Here is an 18,420-nt window from a genome sequence, read left to right on the forward strand (position 1 = left end):
TGCCGGAAGCCGGGCGAAGTGTCCATCTCCGGCAACGTCGTTGCGCGTTGCCGGTAAGCCGCATGGAAAGCCGGTTCAACCGCTGTTCAGGCTGCGGCAGCCAGCGCCGGGGCAGACACGCCGCCGCGCAAGGCGCGCAGCTTGCCGACGGTCGTTGCGCAGGCATGTGCCGCCTCCGCGCCCTTGACCACGAAGTGGTTGTAGAAGAATTGCTGATGTTCCTCGCCGGCATGGAAATGATGCGGCGTGAGTACGGCCGAGAACACCGGCACCTGGGTTTCCAGCTGTACCTGCATCAGGCCGGAAATGACGGCCTGGGCGACGAATTCATGACGGTAGATGCCGCCGTCGACCACCAGGCCCGCGGCCACGATGCCTTCATACTTGCCGCTTTGCGCCAGCACTTTCGCATGCAGCGGAATCTCGTAGGCACCGGGCACTTCGAAGAAGTCGATGGAGTCGGCGGCAAAGCCGAGCTTCTGCATTTCCGAAGTGAACGAGTCGCGGCAGCGGTCGACGATGTCGCGGTGCCAGCAAGCCTGGATGAAGGCGATGCGGCCGGTGGATTGATGTGTGGATGTGGACATTCTGAAGCTCCTATTTACGAAGAACAATAAATAGGGCGCACGGGATGGCTAACGCCGGCGGACACGGCAGGCGCGGCGATGCAAACGCAGGCATGACAGCGCATGCCGGCAAGCGCAATGCTCGCAGTGCCGTTTCGAAACGGACAACTATCCCGTCCTCTTTCATCCGGACTGTGACCGTCGGCCCCGGAATCACACCGGGTCTGCTGACCCTGCGCACCGGCCGGAAACCCGACCGATGATGCAGGCGCTCGCGGGCTAGGCGCAGTGCGCCATTACCGCCGGTGGGGACTTTCACCCCGCCCTGAGAACGTGTTGACCACCGGAGCGGGAGCTCCAAGGGTCAGCGCAGACTATAGCATGGGAGCAATGCCGGTGCAGGCCATGCTCCGTCGCGTCGGAATGCGTGATCGGCAGGTTACGGCAAGGTGTCGATGCTGGTGCTGATTACCCCGACCAGAGCAATCTTCTCTGCCGAGTCGGCAAAGCCCAGCAGCGCGTTTGCACGGCTGATCGCACCGCTGTCAAGCTGCGCTGTCCAGGACGCCACTTCCCCGCTGCTGCCCTGGCGATCCAGGCTCGTCGTGTACAAGTACTCGACAAACTGAGTGTTGCTCATGCCGTTCAGCAGGGGCTGCGCTTCCGCGCTATGGATGAAGCTCCATGCGATATCGGTCATCCCCATGCCGTTCTCGCTGGCCGAAATCCAGTGATTCAAGCCGGCCTGATCGGCCTTGCGGTCGAACAGCGTGTCGTACATCCGTACCAGCGTCGCCACATCGGTCCGAGTGAAGTCCAGCGTAAAGCCGTCGGCTTTTTCCTGAGCCAGCTTCTCGGCCGAGTTGGCAAAGGCATGCAGCACATCGGCACGATCGGCTTTGCCCTGTTCCAGCCGGTCGATCCAGAACGCCCGTCCGGCGGCATCCGCTTCGCGGCCGAGTGAGTGCCGGTACAGGGTATCGACGAACTGCGCGTTGCTTTGCACGCCCAGGAGCGTTCCTGTCTCCGGGGAGTCGACGAACTGCTGAGCGATGTCGTGCATGGTCATGCCGGCATCGTTCAGCTTGATCCAGTGGGCCAGGCCCTGCTGCTCCGCCGCGCGGTCGAACATTGCATCGTACAGGCGCATGATGATGCCGCGCGCAGTCATGTCGGGCTCGGCGCCGGTGAAGTTAAGTTTCTCGACATGGGCTACGGTATCGGTGCCGTCGACGCCGCCGTTGCGGTGGATGACGGTGAGCTTGCCGTTTTCGACACGCATCGAATAATCGGCGCGGCCGGAGCCGGCCAGGCGCACGGTGTCCATGCCTGTGCCGCCATCGATCGCATCATTGCCCTCGCCGCCAAAGACGAGGTCATCTCCGGCATCGCCGAAGATCCGATCGTTGCCGCCGGCGCTGCCAACGACATCGTTGCCGCCGCCGCCGTACAGTATGTCGTCGTCGGCGCCGAGGAAGATCGACTGCACATCATCGTCGCCCACGACATAGTTTCGGCCGTCGCCGCCCCGTAAAGTGGCTGCGCCGACGATTGCCGCAAAATCGACGTTGTCGAGCCTCAGGACCGTATCGTGCGAGAGGCTTCGGGTGTCGATCACCAAACCGATGGCGGAGTTGCCGGCGTTGCCCGGCGCAGCGGCCCCGCCGTTGATGACAATCGCATTTTCCGGCGAACTGGCGGGGGCCGCAGACAGCACCAGCGTCTTGGTTTGCAGGACCACATTGCCGTCAAGGCTTTGCAGGAAGTTGCTGCCTTCCCCCTTCATGTCGGTTTGCACCGTCGAGCCCGCCGTCGTCTTGCTTTCAATGCGCCGGATCAGGTCGGTCAGCGCCTGGCTGTTGCTGAGCAAGGTCGTCGGCCCTTCGGCCTGCACTCCCGTTCCGACCGGCAGGCTCACAACGAGGTTGGCTGTAATGGTATTCGTCGCATTCGATACGCCCATCGGAATATCGGCAAGGATTGCATGCGCCGTGGCCGTGTCCTCTACCCGGCCCGAAGTAACCGGCGCAATCGTGACGGTCTGATTGCTCAGGCCGGTTGCAGTATCCTGGGCGGTCGTCGTGTTCACCGTCACGCCGTCGATGGTAGAGACAGAAGGCGGAGCGGGTGCAGGGGCAGGGGAGGGCGCAGGAATGCCCGTCACGGCAATGCCGTTTCCGGTCATGTCGGCAAGCACAACGGCGGAGTCCGCTCCCGCGGCCCAGTCTTCGGCTGCCGCCAGGTTGTATACGGTGTTGTCGGCGGCACCCGAGCCGTTCTTGTTCAAGAGCTGGTTGACGCCGCTCCTGTCCGTGCTGCTCAAGGTCAATGTGAATGCGGTGCCCGAGGTGACCTCCACATTGGCGGTGTCTGTCAGCGTATAGGTGGCGCCGCCCTGACCGCTCAGCGTGAACTTGTTGGCGATGATGTCATTGCCCGCGCCGCTCAGCTTCAGGAACCCGGCTCCCGAGACCACAAGAGCGCCCGAACCGACATCATAGGTGGCGGAGGAAATCACCGGCACCGGCACTTGGGAAGCAGTCATGACGTTGCCCGCTATATCGGCGACCACCACGGCGGCGTCGGCCCCGGCTGTCCAGTCTTCCGCAGCAGCGAGATTGTAGGTGGTGCCGCCGGTCGAAGCAGTGCCATTCTTGTTGACGAGCTGACCAAGCGCTGCCTTGTCTGCGGCGCTGAGCATCAGCGTGAACGACGTGCCGGAGGTAATCTCGACGCTGGCGGTATCGGTCAGGCTATAGGTGGCTCCGCCTTCGCCGGTCAGGGTGAACTTGTTGGCTACGATGTCATTGGCGGCGCCGGCAGAGGAAAGAAAGCCGGTACCGGTTACGACAAGCGCTCCCGTGCCTGCATCGTATGTTGCGGAGGTAATTAAGGGCACGGCGACATTGCTGACGGTGACGCCATTGCCGGTGAGATCGGCGATGACCGTGGCGGCGTCGGCGCCCGCAGCCCAATCCTCCGCAGCCGCGAGGTTGTAGACGCTCGCATTGGTCGAGGCTGAACCGTTCTTGTTGAAGATCTGGTTCAATGCGGCCTTGTCCGTTGCGCTGAGCGTAAGCGTAAAGGACGTCGCGGACGTGACCTCGACATTTGCCGTATCGGTCAGGGTATAGGCAGCGCCACCTTCGCCGGTCAGGGTGAATTTATTGGCGACGATATCGTTCGTCGCGCCGGCCAATGCCGTCAGGCCGGTCCCCGTAACAACCAGGGCCCCGGTGCTGGCATTGTAGGTGGCCGAGGTAATGGTCGGTGGCGGCACGTTGCTGACGGTGATGCCGTTGCCGGTAAGGTCGGCCAGGACTACGGCGGCATCTGCTCCGGCAGCCCAGTCTTCGGCGGCAGCGATGTTGTAGGTCGTTCCGCTCGCGGCCGTCGTGCCGTTTTTGGTCATGAGCAGATTCAAGGCGGTCTTGTCGTTAGCGCTGAGCGTCAGTGTGAACGACGTCGCGGAGGTGATGTCCGCATTGGCGGTATCGGTCAGCGTGTAAGTAGCGCCGCCTTCACCGGTGAATGTGAACTTGTTGGCCACGATATCGTTTGCGTTTCCGGACAGACCGAGAAAGCCGGTGCCGGCCACTGCCAGGACACCGCCGGCGACATCATAGCTGGCGCCAGTGATGGCCGGCACGGGGATAGCCGCAGTGATGCCGTTGCCGGTCAGATCGGCAACGGCGACGGCAGCATCCGCGCCGGCGATCCAGTCCTCTGCCGCAGCAATATTGTAGGTCGCGCCGCCGGTGGAGGAAGTGCCGCTCTTGTTGACGATCTGGTTGATTGCGGCCTTGTCGGTACTGCTCAAGGCGAGCGTGAAGGATGTTGCGGAGGTGATGTCGGCATTGGCCGTATCGGTCAGCGTATAGGTGGCGCCGCCTTCACCGGTGAGTGTGAACTTGTTGGCTACCACGTCATTGGCGGCGCCATTCAGAGACAGGAATCCTGTTCCATTCACAACCAGTGCACCTGTGCCGGCGTCATAGACGGCAGACGTAATTGCCGGTACGGCGACATTGCTTGCCGTGACGCCGTTGCCCGTCACATCGGTTACCGTGGCATCGGCATCGGCGCCGGCAATCCAGTCCTCCGCCGCGGCGATGTTGTAGGCGGTGCCGCTGGTGGAAGACATGCCGTTCTTGTTGACGATCTGATTGATCGCAGCCTTGTCGATACTACTCAGTGTCAGCGTGAACGACGTACCTGACGTGATTTCCACATTGGCGGTATCGGTCAGCGTATGGGTAGCGCCGCCTTCGCCGGTCAGCGTGAACTTGTTGGCCACGATGTCATTGACAGCGCCGGTCTTGCGTACAAGATTGCTCCCGGTGACGACGAGGGTTCCGGTATTGGCATTGTAAGTCGCCGACGACAAGGTCGGCGTTTGCGTATTGCCGACCGTGATTGCATTGCCGGTCAAATCGGCATTGAATGCGACCGCGGGCATCCAGTTATCCGCCGCGGCCAGATTGTAAATCGTGCCTCCGCTCGAGGACGCGCCGTTCTTGTTCAGCAAACCTTCGACGTTGATTTGATCGGCGGCATTGAGTGTTACGGAAAAAGAAGTCGCGCTCGTGATTTCAACATCGCCCGAGGTCAGTGTGTAGCTGCCCCCTTCACCGGTCAGCGTGAGCAATGACACCGCGACATCGTTGAGCGCGCCTGAATTGGCCTGAAAGCGCGTGCCGGTGACGGTCAATACATTCGTGGACGCATCATAGGCGACGCTGGTAATCGACGGCATCGCCGTATTGCTGACAGTCACGCCATTTCCTGTCAGATCCGCCACGACCACTGTCGCATCGGCGCCGGCAATCCAGTCCTCGGCGGCTGCAAGATTGTAGGTCGTCGCGTCGGTCGACGACACGCCGTTCTTGTTGAAGACGTTTTCCAGTGCGGCCTTGTCGGTTGCGCTGAGCATTAACGTGAACGACGTCGCAGAGGTGATGTCGACGTTAGCGGTGTCGGTCAGCGTATAAGTAGCGCCCCCTTCACCAGCGAGCGTGAACTTGTTGGCCACGATATCGTTGGTGGTGCCGTTCAGCGGCAGGAAACCTGTTCCCGTAACGATCAATGCGCCGGTGCCGGCGTTGTATGCAGCAGAAGTAATTGCCGGCACGGCAACGTTGCTGACAGTGATGCTGTTGCCAGTCGTATCGGCGACCACAACGGCGGCATCTGCGCCGGCAGCCCAGTCCTCGGCAGCGGCAAGATTGTAGGTCGTGCCGCCCGTGGAAGACGTGCCGTTCTTGTTGGCGAGCTGATTGATACCTGCCTTGTCGGTGCTGCTGAGCGTGAGCGTGAAGGATGTTGCGGAGGTGATGTCGGCATTGGCCGTATCGGTCAGCGTGTAAGTGGCGCCGCCTTCACCTGTCAGGGTGAACTTGTTGGCTATGATGTCGTTTGTCGCGCCGCTCAGGTGCAGAAAGCCGGTGCCGGTAACGACCAATGTTCCTGTATTCGCGTTATATGCTGCAGATGTAATTGCCGGCACGGCGACGTTGCTGACAGTGTTGCCGTTGCCGGTCGAATCGACGACGATCACCGCGGCGTCCGCGCCCGCAGCCCAGTCTTCCGCTGCCGCGATGTTGTAGGTTGTGCCGCTGGTGGAGGAAGTGCCGTTCTTGTTGACGATCTGATTGATCGCTGCCCTGTCGCTGCTGCTCAGCGTCAGGGTAAAAGATGTGCCCGACGTGACGTCGACATTGGCGGTATCCGTCAGCGTATAAGTGGTGCCGCCCTCGCCGGTAAACGTGAATTTATTGGCGACAATGTCATTGCCTGCCCCGCTCAAGGAGAGGAAGCCACTGCCGGTCACCACCAGGGCGCCGGTGGCGGCATCGTAGGTGGCCGAAGTGATTGCCGGCACGGCGACATTGCTGACCGTGATGCCGTTACCGGTGGCGTCGACGACAACAATTGCGGCGTCCGCACCAGCTGCCCAGTCTTCGGCGGCGGCAAGATTGTAGGTAGTGCCGCTGGTGGAGGAGGCGCCGTTCTTGTTAAAGATCTGGTTGATCGCTGCCTTGTCGGTGGCGCTCAATGTCAGGGTGAAGGCAGTGCCTGAAGTAATTTCGACATTGGCTGAATCGGTCAGCGTATAGGTGGCGCCGCCTTCGCCGGTAAGCGTCAGCTTGTTGGCGACGATGTCATTGGCATTTCCGTTCAACGACAGCAAGCCCGTGCCGGTGATGACTAATGTTCCGGCATTGGCGTTATAGGTCGCGGAAGTGATGGCCGGTACCGGCACGTTAGACACCGTGACACTGCTGGTCGAGACTGAAGTGTCGGCATTGTTGATTACGCTGTTCCAGTCGTCGGCGGCCGACAGGTTGTAGGTCGTGCCGGCTGTGGACGAGGTGCCGTTCTTGTTAAAGATTACGGCGACCTGTGCCTGATCGGTTGCGTTCAGGGTTACCGAGAAGGATGACGAGCTGATGACCTCGACATCCGAACTGGTCAATGTATATGTGGCGCCGCCTTCACCGGTCAGCGCCAGCTTCGATACGGTGATGTCATTGGCCGCGCCGACCGTCTTCACCAGGTCGTTGCCGGTGACAGTGAGGACGTGAGTGCTGGAGTCATAGGTGGCGGAGGTGATTGCTGGCGACGTCACGTTGCTGACTGTAATGCCGTTGCCGGTGGTGTCTGCCGCGCCGCCGGCAGTCACATCCCAGTTGGACGCGGCTGCCAGATTGAAGGTCGTGCCGCCAACGGAAGAGGTGCCATTTTTGTTTAGCAAGCCATTGACGGCCAGCTTGTCTGCTGCGTCCAGCGTGACTGAAAACGCGGTTGCGCTGCCGGCGCTGACGTTGCTGCTTGTTAGCGTGTAGGTGCTTCCGCCTTGGCCGGTCAAGGTCAGCTTGCTGACGTCGATGGTGCCGCCCGAGGTGATATTTGAGCCTGTGACGGAAAGCACGCCGCTGCTGGCGTCGTATGTGGCGCTGGTGATGGCAGGTGGTATTACAGGATCTGCGAAAACGAAGTTGTTAAAGCCGCTCCATATCTTATTGTCGGGAACATTGTTATTTAAGTACCCCGTAGACGTAACCCTTACTTCATCAACGTTTTGAAAATCGGAGCTCAATGTCAATGTTGCAGTATAGCTGCCGGATTGAGTGACCGGCTTGATGAAAGTTTGTGTTCCAACTTCTGTACCGTTCCTGAATCCTTTTACTGTGTAATCTGGGTTATGGCCTTGGTAATCTTGTACCAAGAAGCTGGTCAGCTTGAATTCATCTCCCGATTGACTCTTGATGATGAATTCATCGCGGGATGCTCCTCCTTCTGCAATCAGGACAGTACCTTGTGCACCCAGGAGATTATTGTGTGCAGCGACATTCCCCGTGACCACATGGTTCGTATCAGAGAAAAACATCTGGAAAACCACACCTGATATATCGGTGGTTCCACCTTCGCCGTCTTCGAACGTATTTCCGTATCCATTATTGCCGTTTGGCGCCGACAGAGTTACGGTGCCGCCGGCCAGCACAGCATCAAAGCCTGCAACTGCCAACGTCGCGGTCTCCGTCGTACCAAATGTCTTTTCCAACATCCAGTTTCCGCCCTTCCCGCCTGCCCCTGTCAGATCACCCGATGCCGAGACATCCGCACCCGTCATTGCAGCCAACTCAGAAACAAATTCAACGCCCTCGCTTCCTTTAGCAACATCACAACCGTAAAGCAGAATGTCAGCATCGCCCCCCAATGCAGCGCCGATCGCTGCCAGATCGGCAGCATGCTCCTGCAGATTTGCGCGATTGAGTGTGGTCGTTCCCAGATCCAGTGCAGCTTCCGAGCCGTGGGAGAAGACATGAATCGCGTTAATACCATTTCGTCCTGCCAGTATCGAAGCCATTTGAGCAAGGCCATCACTTGTGGCATCAAGTATGTGTACCTCCACGTCGGGGCTGATGCCGTCGACAAGCTGCTGATATCCGTCAATGCCGTTTTCAATGAAGACGATTTCAATGCGCTGTTCGCCAGCGCTAGTCGTTGATTGAGAAGACGCAGGCGTCATCGATGCCGTGTTGTCAGAGGCATCGTCGGTGTTTGCTGCGATGAGAGATTGGGTCGGGGAAGTGTGTTGCATGGTCATGGCGAAACCTGAGTGAGGAAGAAGCGAACAAAAATTCTAGTGGTGGTGCAAGGCGCCAATGACGATGAATAAGACAGCCTTCCCGGTTCTGTTCGCGAGGTAAAAAAGCGGTGAACGATGACGTCATTTGACAATCATAAAAACGCTTTTCAGCCTGTCATTGCTGATCGAAACTACATTCGTATCATGTAGTCGACAACAGAAATGGAAGGGCAAATGGAGTGTTTTTATCGATGCATATCCACATTCACGGAGGTTGCAGATGGCGGAAGCATATGTAGGAGAAATTCGACTGCTGGCATTCAATTACGCGCCGGAAGGCTGGTTGCTGTGCCAGGGGCAACAGCTAAACGTATCGCAGTACCAGGCCTTGTTCGCATTGATCGGCAACGTGTACGGTGGCGATGGTGACACCACATTCAATCTGCCGGATCTGCGCGGCCGCGTTCCTACCCAATGCGGCCAAGGGCCGTTGTCGGTGTATCAGTGGGCCCAGAAAGGAGGAACCACGGCAACGACGATCAATGCCAGCTCCAGTTTCACACTGAGCAGCGTCAATCAGTTGCCGGCGCACTCGCATTCCGCAACCTTTACGCCGACCGGCGGCGGTACGCCGGTGCAGCCGACGATTGCCGTCAAGGTCAGCAATGATGCTGGAACTTCTTCAACGCCGATTGCAAACGGCTATATCGCAAAAAGTGCATCGACTGCGCCGGCGCAGCCTACGATGTACGCGTCGACGGCATCCAGCACGACGACGCTCAATTCCGATACTGCGACCGCGTCCGGCGGCAGCGGCGGCATCACCGGCGGCTCCGTCGGCATTGGAACGACCGGTTCGGTGCAACCTTCTCCAGTCAACGTGCCGATCTCGGTATCCATGCCGGCTGTCATGCCGCCTTTTGTCGCAATGAATTATGCGATCTGCGTCAACGGATACTTCCCGCCGCGTCCCTGAGCCGATGTTGAATTGATATTTTCGAAGCGGCGGCACTGCCCCCGCGTGGATGCATGCGGGCCAAGGCATACCGCTTCGTTGTCAGTCTGGCTGTGCGTACTCAAACTCAAGGCCGGGACGGCTTCCGAGGCGGTATCGAAACTGCAGTGTCTCTCCTCCGCGGAAAACAGGCTTGCCCGGAAAGGGCTGCGGCAGATTCAGGCTGCTTTCATGGTCAAGCAGACGATTGCCGCCATACACGTCTATCCTTGTCAGCAGCATGGGCCGGTACTTCGACGCAAACGAGGCAGGAATGCGGATGCGTGCCGCGGGCAAGACGCTTTCTTCCACGGCTGCCCAGTCCCTGATGCGCTGCGTACTGAGTTCGAACACGGTGCCAAGATAGATGCGGTCGGGCTCGCGTTCCGCCGGGCCGCAACTATCGCTGACAGGCGCTGCGTACTCCTTCGCAAGATGCAGCAGGCAAGCGTTCACGCTGACCTTGGCCGGTACCATCAGCGCGCCGGGCGCCTGCGTCATCAGGTGGCGTGCGATTGCGACTTGCGGTTCGCTGCGCAGGCTCGCATTCATCGTTTCGGAAATGATGACGTCCGGGGTTTCGTCTACCGGTATGCGATATCGGGTGGCATCCGTGCAGATGTAGCCGTCAACATGGGACGAGAAACCGAATCCGTCGATCAGTTGCCTTGCATGGAAAAGCGATTCCTCATGAATGTCAATCAGCGTGAACAAGGCTTCCTGCGGAGACAGCACCGACATCAGCGGAAGTGCGAGGGTCGCGAAAGGGCCGCATCCGGCGTACAGCACGCGCACTGGCCGGCCCGGCCGCCGCGCATCGCTGATTGCCGAATCCAGTCCTCTGATAAAGGCGATGGTACGAAAGCATTCCCTTGCGCACAGGGCGGCCTTGATCGGCGAGATTGCCAACCCTGCATCAAGCCGGGTTTGCATGGCGCCAAGATCGAGTCCATCGGGCCCGGGCAGCGCTGAGCGTCTTTCGATCAATTGCCTGAGCGCCGTGACCTGGCGTATCAATGCACTCTTGGAGTGAGCCGGATGAATAATGTCGAGCGTTAGTTTGCGGAGCAACCCATGATCGTCGATATCGCGCGAATTGAGTATCTGCATGAATGTCTTTCCTGGAAGGACCTGGAATTCCCGGCATGATTGCGATGCACCGAGATCGGCCATCTGTCCGGTAAGGGAATCTCGCCATCAGGCAAACAGGATCTGGTAGCGCTGCTGCATCTCCGGCGGCGAGAAGGCTGGCGCCGCCGCAGAGAGACGGGCACCCGGTGAAGAGACTGGAGCAATGCACCACACGTGCCGGCCCAATGCAGGATGCTCGATGCAGTAATTGTCCTGAAGCAGAAGCCGGTCTGGCGAGCCGGCAAAAATCAGGGACAGTGGTGTGGGAAATTTTTCCGGCAATCCTTTGCGAGGATATTCCCTCGCTTCGGTCAGCAGCAGTTCAACCGCGCCGGCGAGCGTGTCGACCGTGAACGTGCTGCCCACCAGTGGAGTAAAAACATCGAGCGCAGGCGTCATCATGTTTTCTTTCGGAGCATTGGATGGAATATGAGTGCCGGTCATAATGACAAGTGCCGATGAAGCCACCAACACAAGGACAAGAATATGCACGCGCTGGCGCAGGATCTCGACAACTTGACCATACGCAATGCCAACGCTGGCGATCAGGATTTTCTGATACGCCTGTATGCATCCACCAGGGACGACCTGCGGCAGATAGCGGCCGACCCGGCGTTTGCCGATTCCTTGATCGCCATGCAGCAGAACATGCAGGCGGCAAGCTATCGAAGTCGCTATCCCGATGCCGAATATCTGTTGCTGGAACATCATGGAGACGCCGTCGGTCGCATGATCGTCGATACCGGTCCCGAAGAAATCAGACTGATCGACATTTCCTTCATGCCGCATTCCCGAGGCAAGGGATTCGGCACGGCCGTATTGCGCAGTCTGCAGCAATGCGCTGCAAGAAAAGCAATGCCGCTGCGACTCTCGGTTCATCGCAACAATGTGCGTGCCAGACGTCTTTATGCAGCATTGGGATTCCGGGTTGAATCTGGCGATGAGATGGCGGAGAAAATGCTTTGGACAAGACCGGCTTCTCCGACATGGTGATTCTGCAGGAACGCAGCAAGGCCGGATACCGGCTCGAATGGTGCTATGGGTCCGGCCCGAAAATAAATTGAGCCGGACCCCCTCGCCCCGACCCTCTCCCAGACAATAGTGTTCGGCACACTTTGTGCTGTGCGACTATCTTTTAGTCTCCCTTCTCCCGCAAGCGGGAGAAGGGCCGGGGATGAGGGGGCTTGCCAGGTCCTTCTTTGTTTGCACTGCTGAAAAGCAGGACTTATCTTCCGTTTGTCAGAGAAGGGGCTTGGCAAGCCCCCTCACCCCCAGCCCTCTCCCGCTTGCGGGAGAGGGGGCTGACAGGTCTCCGTAGAAAATGAGGAGGCAGGTGACTTTAAAAATGCTGCGAATGAAAAGCGGTCTCACGTTGGCAAACAGTGTGCCGAACATTATTGCAGCGATCTCCCAGAGGTAGAGAGTGAGATCAGCGGCCCGAAAGATGAGCCATTTTTCGGGCCGGCTCGATACTCCCAAGCCATAACTCTGCTTGAGATCGCGTCTGTCTTCGCCTGGCCACATTGCGCTCCTCATCCATGGCCCCGCCATGGAGTCCCGCTCTGCAAGTCCGGCCTTGCCTGTCGAAAAAATCCGCCAATCTCGTTTGGCATGTCATGACTTGGAATTGGTACAAGACATCCCAATGTCTTGCAATGCCTTGTTCACACGGGCGAGCAGTAGCGCATGCATCTCGGCCAAGACATTGGAACACTCGGCATGCTGCCGGACCAGTCCATCGAGTTGAAATCTTGCATCGGTCAAGCGCCGCTGCATTACGGTGTCCATATCGTCGACGCTTGACTCCAGCAGTACCGCATATGCTTTCTCCGCCTCGCTCTTTGCCCAGTCCGTCATGTGAATGCGATGGGAAACCCGCTCGAGTTCGGCGGCAAGACCCGTTGCTTCTTCAGCACCAAGCACTCTTTCTCTGGCAGCATCGTCAATGATCCGTCCGAACTTATGCCGTGCCAGGGTGTGCGCGCAAGACAGCTGGCTGGCTCGAACCCTTGCGGTGCATAGTCCGACCCGAACGACACCCGGTTCCATGCCTGTCTCCCGCAGACGCCGTTTGGCAATACCGTTTTCGAACGCAACCCGTTCATGTACAAGGCCGCAATAAGCTACCCGCAAGGCGGATATCCGTTCCAGCAAATCGAGAAGCGATTCGGAATTACGCATGATGAGATGGGCTATCGAACGCGAATGACAGCAAGTCCGCCTTTCATATCCAGTCACTCTGCTCATCGGCAGAACGAGGCACATAAGTCAGGTACTGGACCATGCGCGGGAAAACGCCATGATTGGGCGTGGCGCAGTGTGGAAGCGCTTGATGCCAGATCGCGAGATCGCCGCACTGTCCCGGCACCGACACCGGCTTCAACTGTTGCGGCGCCAGTTCCCGTGCTTGTGCGCCTTGCGGCAGGGAGGACAGCCATGTGCCGATATGGTGATGAAAGCCTGGCACGCAATGGAAGGCGCCGTCGTCCGCTCCGCAATCGGTGAGGTATAGCAAACCCTGCAGTCGATACGGTATGGGCAGTACCAGACTGGCATCCCAGTGCAGTCCGCTGCCCATGAAGCGATAAGCTTCATGTTCCGGCGGATTGAAACTGACCTTGTCGATCGTCCTGCAGATTTTCCGGCTCGCATAGAGCTGCTGAAAAGCCTTGTGGATCCTCTTCGATTCGCGATTTGCGTTCAGGGCGGGATGATCGAAGAACCTCACCATCATCCCTCGCTTTTCGTCATGGTCCCGGTACCATGATGCGGGATCATCCGGACTTGCCTGAAGAAATTCCCAGATCGCTTTTTGCGTTGCACGACATTGTTCCGCCGGGACGGCATTCCGCAATACCAGAAAGCCATTTTTTCCCCAAGAGGCCAGATCGTCTGCCGACAGTACATCTTCCATCATTGGCTCGGCGTCGTCGGCATGGGCATCAGCATTCTCCTTGCCGTTCTCTATCAGCCATTGTTCAAAGGCATCGCGATGCGGCCTATGGAAATAAAGATGCTGCAATGCCGTTTCCATCGCAATGCCGAGATGGTTCAACGCTTGCACTTCTTCACGCCAGAAGTTCATATGGCCATGCTGCTCGGACTTGAAAGCCGGATCGAGAGCCCGCGCCCAGAATCTTTGCAATACTGTCCAATGCTGCAAGCGTTGTATCGGCATCGAGAGTCGCTTCCCGGAAGTTGCAATGGTTGAGCAATCGTTTTGAAGCTCTTTGACAGATTGATCGGTCCTTCGATCCAGGCCGAATGCAAGGCAAATAGCCCTGCCTGAAGCAGGAAGCCGGAAAAGTAAAAAGCCCCGTATCGGCCTGATGCCGCGATACGGGGCTTGAGAAACGGGAAGAGATGGCTTACTTCGCTCCACCCTCATACCACTTGCCGATGAGCGCACGCTCCTCATCGGTCATCTTCGTGATGTTCCCGAGCGGCATGGCCTTCTGCAGCACCACCTGCTGGTAGATCTGCTGCGCATGCGCCTTGGTCTTCTCGGGCTGGTCGAACATCAGGCCCTTGGCCGCGGTGGGCATCATGGTCGGCGCGGCGGAATGGCACTGGATGCAATGCTTCTGCATCAGCGCCTGCACCTGGGTGATGTCCGCAGCCGCGGCTTCGCCGGGAGTGCCGCCTGCCGGTGCGGTGGACGGCGCGGAAGCAGGCGCAGCCGCCGGCTTGCTCGGTGCGATCCAGGCTGCGGTGCCGGCCAGCATCGCCACGGCAACGATCGGATACACCGGGTTGACCACGCCCTTGTGGCGCAGGATGAAGAACTGGCGGATCAGCACGCCGGCCAGCATGATCAGCACCAGCACCAGCCAGTTGTGCGGATGGCTGTAGGTCATCGTGTAGTGGTTCGACAGCATCGCGAACAGCACCGGCAGCGTGAAGTAGGTGTTGTGCACGCTGCGCTGCTTGCCGCGCTGGCCGTGGATCGGGTCCACCGGCTGGCCGGCCTTCATCGCCGCAACTACCTTGCGCTGCCCCGGAATGATCCAGAAGAACACGTTGGCGCTCATGATGGTCGCGATCATCGCGCCGATGATCAGGAATGCCGCGCGGCCGGAGAACAGGTGGCAGGCCGCGTAGGACGCGATCACGACGAAGGCCACTACCAGCACTGCCAGCAGCTTCTCGTTCTTCTGCAGCATGCGGCACAGGATGTCGTAGAACAGCCAGCCGACCACCAGGAAGCCGATGGCCAGCAGCACCGCGACGGTGGGCGTGAGGTTGGCGACATTGGGGTCGATCAGGAAGACCTTGGGATTGAACAGGTAAAGCACCGAGAACAGGCCGAAACCCGACAGCCAGGTGCTGTACGACTCCCAGTAGAACCAGTGCAGGTCTTCCGGCAGGTGGCGCGGCGCACCGAGGTACTTTTGCGGATTGTAGAAGCCGCCGCCGTGCACGGCCCACAGTTCGCCGCCCACGCCCTGGTCCTTCAGGGTCTTGTCGGTCGGCGGTTTCAGGCTGTTGTCGAGCCAGACGAAATAAAACGAGGAACCGATCCAGGCGATCGCGACGATGACGTGCAGCCAGCGCAGCAGCAGGTTGGCCCAGTCGAGCAGATAACCTTCCATGTGTATGTCTCCTTCTTAATGCTTGCGTGTTGCAGCGCGGCTCAGCTGCCGCGATACGTCGAATAGCTCCAGGGGCTGGCGACCAGAGGCACATGATAGTGCTGGGACGCGTCGGCCACGCCGAAACGCAGGGTCACCACATCGAGGAAGGCCGGTTGCGGCAGCTGCACGCCCATGCGGGTGAAATAGCTGCCGATATGGAAGTCCAGTTCATAGATGCCGGACTGGAAGGCTTCGCCTTCGAGCAGCGGGCCATCGCAGCGGCCATCCGCATTGGTGGTTTTGGACAGCAAACGTGTTCTCTGATTGTCGACAATCTTGTAGAGAACCACCTCAATTCCCTGGCCCGGCTTGCCATGCGCGGTATCCAGGACATGCGTAGTCAGACGACTCATCATTACTCCAGAAATCAGATATATAGGGGAAACAAAGCCTGGTGCCGGAACGGCCGAGGCGCTGAGCATGAGGTGCCGCCGCGATGGGTGACTGCAGCTGCTCAAGAGATTAAACAAAATGACCAACAAATTGTTGACAATTCTAGGAGCCGTTGGCATCCTCGTCAACAATCGAAGAAACGATTTATTGTGCAACGACAGATTGCCGGATCGAAAAGCAACCCGGATCCGGCCGGCTCAGCCCATTCTCAGCCCATTGAACTGGAAAGACCCATGGCCGCACGCCCCAAACTGGTGACCGCCGCTGCTGTACGGCAAGACATACCGCGGGAATCGCAAGAACCGCGCCTGCCGCCGGAAGAGCGGATGTACATCGAAATCTATGACGCCATCATGGAGCACCGCCTGCCGGCCGGCACCAAGCTGACCGAGCAGACGCTGGGCGAAATCTACGACCTCGCGCGCCACAATGTGCGCAAGGTGCTGGGCAAGCTCGCCGCAGACGGCTTGGTGGACCTGGAGCCCAACCGCGGCGCCTATATCGCCAGCCCCAGCGAGCAGGAAGCGCACGACATGTTCGAACTGCGCCAGACGCTGGAGCAGATGGTGATGCAGAAGGTGGCGCAGAAAGCCACGGCGGCCGACTTCGACAAGCTGCGCAAGATGATCGAGCGCGAGCGCGATGCCTACATGCAGGGCAACCGCCCGTTGTGGATTCGCCTGTCGGCCGACTTCCATATCGAGCTGGCCAAGCTTACCGGCAACATGCTGCTGGTCGACATGCTGCGCCGGCTGGTATCGCGCACCACTTTGCTCATTTCCACCACCGAAACCACCGGCCAGCAGCCGTGCTCGTTCGACGAACACCTGCTGGTAATCGATGCCCTTCAGAACAAGGACGAAAAAGGTGCGCAGCATGAAATGGCGCACCACCTCGAACAATGCGCATGCCGGATGCTCAAGCGCCCGGAAAAGCGCTTTGACCTGCGCGCCGCCCTCAGCAAGGGCGACGCGTAGTAGCAAGACCGTTCACCCGCAGGTACGGCATACAGAAGCTGCATAGACAGCACCCAATAATAAAAATCCACTTCACACCCATTCCAGAATTGGAGACGACATGAACACACCCCCGACCGCCGCAACTGCGGCGCCAGCTTCACCGGATACCAACCATCCGCCCGCAGCCAATGCCGTCAACGCCGTCGATGAGCGGCTGCCTGCGGGCAAGCTCACCATGCTCGGCCTGCAGCACGTGCTCGTCATGTACGCGGGCGCGATCGCGGTGCCGCTCATCATCGGCCGCGCGCTCAAGCTTGCGCCGGAGCAGGTGGCGGCGCTGATCAGCGCCGACCTCTTCTGCTGCGGCGTGGTGACGCTGATCCAGTCGCTCGGCATCGGCAAGCTGTTCGGCATTCGCCTGCCGGTCATGATGGGCGTGACCTTCGCCTCGGTCAGCCCGATGCTGGCCATGGGAGCCGATCCGACGCTCGGCGTCACCGGCATCTTCGGCGCGGTGATAGGCGCGGGTGTGATCTCGCTCCTGATCGCGCCCTTTGTCGGCCGCGTGCTGGCATTGTTCCCGCCGGTCGTCACCGGCACCATCATCGCGGTGATCGGCATTTCGCTCATGCGCGTCGGCGTCAACTGGGCCATGGGCGGCACGCCGAACATGGCGACCATTCCCGACCCGGCATTCGCGCAACTGGTCGCCGCGGCGAAGGAAGCCGGCACCGCGCTGCCCGCAGGCCCGGCGCCGATGATCCCCAATCCTGCCTATGCCGCGCTAGACAACCTCGGCATTGCGCTGTTCGTGCTGGTGGTGATCCTGCTCGTCGCCAAATATGGCAAGGGCTTCCTGTGCAATATCGCGGTGCTCACCGGCATCGTCGCCGGCACCACGCTCTCCTACTTTCTCGGCAAGGTCGATTTCGCCAAGGTCTCCGCGGCGAAAACCTTCGCTGTCGTCACGCCTTTCCAGTTCGGCATGCCGACCTTCGATGTGGTCGCCATCCTGACCATGACGCTGGTGATGCTGGTGGTGATGATCGAATCGACCGGCATGTTCCTCGCGCTCGGCGAACTGACCGGCAAGCGCATCAACAAGGAAGACATCACCCGCGGCCTGCGCGTTGACGGTCTGGGCACCATCATCGGCGGCGTCTTCAATACCTTCCCGTACACGTCGTTCTCGCAGAACGTCGGCCTGGTCGGCGTCACCGGCGTCAAGAGCCGCTGGGTGTGCGTGGCGGCCGGCGTCATCCTGATCATCATGGGCGTCATTCCCAAGATCGCGCAGGCGGCCGAAGCAGTGCCGCAGTTCGTGCTGGGCGGCGCCGGCCTGGTGATGTTCGGCATGGTGGCCGCGACCGGCATCCGCATCCTGTCCTCGGTGGATTACAAGACCAACCGCCACAACCTGTTCATCGTTGCAATCTCGATCGGCTTCGGCATGCTGCCGCTGGTGGCCGAGCGCTATGCGCAGCACATGCCCAAGGCACTGTCGCCCCTGCTGCACAGCGGTATCCTTCTGGCAGCCATCGTCGCGGTGCTGCTCAACATTTTCTTCAACGGCATCGCCTCCCAGGAAGACGCCGAAGCGGCAGCCAAGGCCAATTCCCACGGAAGCGAATAAACCATCCTTCAACGACTC

The 18,420-nt window shown here is 59.5% G+C and carries 12 protein-coding genes, 1 pseudogene and 1 riboswitch; of the genes and pseudogenes, 4 read left to right on the forward strand and 9 right to left on the reverse strand.

Translation table 11 applies throughout. From position 1 onward, the window contains the following. Positions 1 to 86: 86 nt before the first annotated feature. The 3 genes and pseudogenes from IGW03_RS07785 to IGW03_RS39015 all read right to left on the reverse strand — a co-directional run. Positions 87 to 587, reverse strand: a complete 501-nt coding sequence (locus tag IGW03_RS07785) for a 6,7-dimethyl-8-ribityllumazine synthase (protein ID WP_194721958.1) — start codon at positions 585 to 587, stop codon at positions 87 to 89. A gap of 150 nt (positions 588 to 737) precedes the next feature. Next, positions 738 to 903, reverse strand: a riboswitch (FMN riboswitch). 102 nt (positions 904 to 1,005) lie between these two features. Then, positions 1,006 to 7,497 (reverse strand): DUF4214 domain-containing protein, encoded by a 6,492-nt coding sequence (locus tag IGW03_RS07790; protein WP_228535189.1) that lies wholly within the window; start codon positions 7,495 to 7,497, stop codon positions 1,006 to 1,008. A 657-nt stretch (positions 7,498 to 8,154) separates the two neighbouring features. Continuing rightward, positions 8,155 to 8,676, reverse strand: a pseudogene (locus IGW03_RS39015) (DUF4347 domain-containing protein); the annotation flags it as partial. A gap of 262 nt (positions 8,677 to 8,938) precedes the next feature. Between IGW03_RS39015 and IGW03_RS07795 the strand changes: the two are divergent. Then, a complete protein-coding gene (locus IGW03_RS07795; protein ID WP_194721960.1) occupies positions 8,939 to 9,634 on the forward strand; it encodes a phage tail protein in 696 nt (231 codons plus the stop codon). Between the two features lie 81 nt (positions 9,635 to 9,715). Here IGW03_RS07795 and IGW03_RS07800 read toward each other — a convergent pair whose 3' ends face one another. Beyond that, positions 9,716 to 10,762, reverse strand: coding sequence for an SAM-dependent methyltransferase (locus tag IGW03_RS07800; protein WP_194721961.1), 1,047 nt, complete (start codon positions 10,760 to 10,762; stop codon positions 9,716 to 9,718). A gap of 87 nt (positions 10,763 to 10,849) precedes the next feature. Further along, on the reverse strand, positions 10,850 to 11,227 hold the full coding sequence (locus IGW03_RS07805; protein ID WP_438943627.1) for a DUF6916 family protein: 378 nt from the start codon (positions 11,225 to 11,227) through the stop codon (positions 10,850 to 10,852). A 42-nt stretch (positions 11,228 to 11,269) separates the two neighbouring features. On the opposite strand from IGW03_RS07805, the gene IGW03_RS07810 reads away from it, so the two are divergent. Continuing rightward, entirely contained in the window at positions 11,270 to 11,776 is a 507-nt protein-coding gene (locus tag IGW03_RS07810; RefSeq protein WP_194721963.1) for a GNAT family N-acetyltransferase, read from the forward strand. A 621-nt stretch (positions 11,777 to 12,397) separates the two neighbouring features. On the opposite strand, the gene IGW03_RS07815 is transcribed toward IGW03_RS07810, so the two are convergent. From IGW03_RS07815 to uraH, 4 genes are read right to left on the reverse strand one after another with little or no spacing between them, the layout of a single operon-like run. After that, positions 12,398 to 12,964 (reverse strand): hypothetical protein, encoded by a 567-nt coding sequence (locus tag IGW03_RS07815; protein WP_194721964.1) that lies wholly within the window; start codon positions 12,962 to 12,964, stop codon positions 12,398 to 12,400. 43 nt (positions 12,965 to 13,007) lie between these two features. Then, entirely contained in the window at positions 13,008 to 14,171 is a 1,164-nt protein-coding gene (locus IGW03_RS07820) for a phytanoyl-CoA dioxygenase family protein (protein WP_228535193.1), read from the reverse strand. Further along, positions 14,152 to 15,375: a urate hydroxylase PuuD gene (locus IGW03_RS07825; protein ID WP_194721965.1), complete on the reverse strand. Its 1,224-nt coding sequence runs from the start codon at positions 15,373 to 15,375 to the stop codon at positions 14,152 to 14,154. The genes IGW03_RS07820 and IGW03_RS07825 overlap by 20 nt, the downstream gene beginning before the upstream one ends. A gap of 41 nt (positions 15,376 to 15,416) precedes the next feature. Then, the gene (uraH, locus tag IGW03_RS07830; protein WP_194721966.1) at positions 15,417 to 15,770 is read right to left on the reverse strand and encodes a hydroxyisourate hydrolase; all 354 of its coding nucleotides are present in this window, start codon (positions 15,768 to 15,770) and stop codon (positions 15,417 to 15,419) included. 273 nt (positions 15,771 to 16,043) lie between these two features. On the opposite strand from uraH, the gene IGW03_RS07835 reads away from it, so the two are divergent. Together IGW03_RS07835 and IGW03_RS07840 are read left to right on the forward strand one after the other, a co-directional pair. Then, complete coding sequence (locus IGW03_RS07835; protein WP_194721967.1) at positions 16,044 to 16,787, forward strand: GntR family transcriptional regulator; 744 nt, start codon at positions 16,044 to 16,046, stop codon at positions 16,785 to 16,787. Between the two features lie 100 nt (positions 16,788 to 16,887). Continuing rightward, positions 16,888 to 18,402: a nucleobase:cation symporter-2 family protein gene (locus IGW03_RS07840; RefSeq protein WP_194721968.1), complete on the forward strand. Its 1,515-nt coding sequence runs from the start codon at positions 16,888 to 16,890 to the stop codon at positions 18,400 to 18,402. The last annotated feature ends 18 nt before the right edge of the window (positions 18,403 to 18,420 follow it).

The organism is Noviherbaspirillum malthae (assembly GCF_015352985.1).
GTDB lineage: Bacteria > Pseudomonadota > Gammaproteobacteria > Burkholderiales > Burkholderiaceae_D > Noviherbaspirillum > Noviherbaspirillum malthae.

Excerpts from the sequence above, each read along its gene's own strand:
- uraH (WP_194721966.1), bottom strand. The coding sequence starts at position 15,770 with ATGAGTCGTCTGACTACGCATGTCCTGGATACCGCGCATGGCAAGCCG.
- IGW03_RS07825 (WP_194721965.1), bottom strand. The coding sequence starts at position 15,375 with ATGGAAGGTTATCTGCTCGACTGGGCCAACCTGCTGCTGCGCTGGCTG.
- IGW03_RS07805 (WP_438943627.1), bottom strand. The coding sequence starts at position 11,227 with ATGACCGGCACTCATATTCCATCCAATGCTCCGAAAGAAAACATGATG.
- IGW03_RS07820 (WP_228535193.1), bottom strand. The coding sequence starts at position 14,171 with ATGAGGGTGGAGCGAAGTAAGCCATCTCTTCCCGTTTCTCAAGCCCCG.
- IGW03_RS07835 (WP_194721967.1), top strand. The coding sequence starts at position 16,044 with ATGGCCGCACGCCCCAAACTGGTGACCGCCGCTGCTGTACGGCAAGAC.
- IGW03_RS07815 (WP_194721964.1), bottom strand. The coding sequence starts at position 12,964 with ATGCGTAATTCCGAATCGCTTCTCGATTTGCTGGAACGGATATCCGCC.
- IGW03_RS07800 (WP_194721961.1), bottom strand. The coding sequence starts at position 10,762 with ATGCAGATACTCAATTCGCGCGATATCGACGATCATGGGTTGCTCCGC.
- IGW03_RS07840 (WP_194721968.1), top strand. The coding sequence starts at position 16,888 with ATGAACACACCCCCGACCGCCGCAACTGCGGCGCCAGCTTCACCGGAT.
- IGW03_RS07810 (WP_194721963.1), top strand. The coding sequence starts at position 11,270 with ATGCACGCGCTGGCGCAGGATCTCGACAACTTGACCATACGCAATGCC.
- IGW03_RS07785 (WP_194721958.1), bottom strand. The coding sequence starts at position 587 with ATGTCCACATCCACACATCAATCCACCGGCCGCATCGCCTTCATCCAG.
- IGW03_RS07795 (WP_194721960.1), top strand. The coding sequence starts at position 8,939 with ATGGCGGAAGCATATGTAGGAGAAATTCGACTGCTGGCATTCAATTAC.